General features: G+C 49.5%; 1 protein-coding gene. It reads right to left on the minus strand.

All coding sequences use genetic code 11. The features are described from left to right. Nucleotides 1-102: 102 nt before the first annotated feature. Entirely contained in the window at nt 103-1,470 is a 1,368-nt protein-coding gene (locus HMPREF3168_RS09465) for an aspartate ammonia-lyase (protein ID WP_035185644.1), read from the minus strand. Between the last annotated feature and the right edge of the window lie 279 nt (nt 1,471-1,749).

Consider the following 1,749-nt stretch of genomic DNA (forward strand, 5'->3'; position numbering starts at 1 on the left):
CCACTTTTGTAAGTGGGAAGTTTAAGTTAATATTCATACCATGCAAAAAGCCGGGACAAGCAAACTTGTCCCAGCTTTTTTGTCTAAACAGGATTGATCAAACTAACCTAATAAACCGTCCAGCTTTTCTTCACTCATCAAGTGACTTTCCAGGACCAGTTCCCGGACGCTGCGCTTTTCCTTAAGGGCCCGCTTGGCGATCTTAGCTGAGAGCTGGTAGCCCAGGTATGGGCAAAGAACCGTGGCGATGCCGACGCTGCCTTCCTTGAGCTGCTTGCAGCGGCCCTTGTTGGCGGTGATGCCCGTAATGCAGTTTTCTACCAAAGTATCGACTGCCCCAGTCAAAGCCGTAAAAGATTCGAAAAGCTGGTAGAAGACAACTGGCTCAAAAGCGTTCAGTTCCAGTTGCCCGGCTTCTGCCGCCATGGTGATGGTGGTGTCGTGGCCGCAGACCAGAAAGGCCACCTGGCTGACGACTTCCGGGATAACCGGGTTGACCTTGCCCGGCATGATGGAAGACCCGTTTTGCTTGGCCGGCAGGTTGATTTCAGCGAAACCGCAACGCGGTCCGGAAGACAAAAGACGGAGGTCGTTGGACATCTTGGACAGGCTGATGGCGCAGGCCTTAAGGGCACCAGACACTTCCACGAAGGAGTCCAGGTTTTCCGTAGCGTCAAAGAGGTCGTCGGCCTGCTTGAGTTCAAAGCCAAAGAGCTTGCTCAACTGCCCGGCGATGTGGTCTTTGTAGTATTGGGAAGCGTTGATCCCGGTCCCGATCGCCGTTGCCCCTAGGTTGATCTCGTGCATTTCCATGACGGCTTTTTCCAGCCGCTTCTTTAAGCGGCTGACCATTGAAGCGTAGCCGGCAAAGCTGTCACCTAAGGTCATCGGCACCGCGTCTTGCAGCTGGGTTCGCCCCATCTTGATCACGTCAGAGAATTCATCTGCCTTGATCCGCAGAGAAGCTTCCAACTTGTCCAGGCTGGCAACCAGCTTTTCACTGAGCAGGATGGTGGTCATCTTGCCAGCCGTTGGAATGGTGTCGTTGGTAGACTGGGCCATGTTGACCTGGTCGTTAGGGTGAACCAGGTCGTAAGTCCCCCGCTTGCCGCCTAAAAGCTCGTTTGCCCGGTTAGCAATAACCTCGTTCATGTTCATGTTAGCGCTAGTCCCGGCCCCGCCTTGGATTGGGTCGACGATGAAATCTTCCGCGAATTTGCCGGCAATCACTTCATCGCAAGCAGTTTTAATCGCGTCAGCCTGCGGCTTAGTGAGTAGACCAATTTCAAAGTTTACGCTGGCAGCTGCCTTTTTGATCAAGGCCAGGTTGCTCAGAAAAACTGGACTCATCTTTAAGTGCGTAATTTCAAAATTCCGTCTGGCCCGTTCAGCCTGGACCCCGTAGTAGGCGGCTGTCGGGACTTCAAGACTGCCAATTGAATCTGCTTCTAATCTGCTTGCTGCTTTCATCTGTTTTTGCCTCGTTTTTTTACTTCTTTTTTTGATTTCTTTCTATGGCCAATACTATAGTTGAAAATTAGACCAATGTTAAGACCCTTCCCCCTTTTCTTTGCCATCTTTTTAGAAAAGGCTTACAAAAATTAGATTATTAACTTCTTTTGAGGAGAAAATTTAACATGCAAAGCTGAAAAACTTAGACCAGTTATTGGCCAAAAGATATAAAACAGATCATGCTCCAATAAAACAGCACGAAAAAAGAGGGTTCAGTATAAATTCTTGTGTAAATAG

Source organism: Lactobacillus sp. HMSC08B12 (assembly GCF_001808415.1).
Classification (GTDB): Bacteria; Bacillota; Bacilli; order Lactobacillales; family Lactobacillaceae; genus Lactobacillus; species Lactobacillus delbrueckii.

Bases quoted from the DNA above. Each gene is read 5' to 3' on its own strand.
- HMPREF3168_RS09465 (WP_035185644.1), bottom strand. From the start codon at position 1,470: ATGAAAGCAGCAAGCAGATTAGAAGCAGATTCAATTGGCAGTCTTGAA.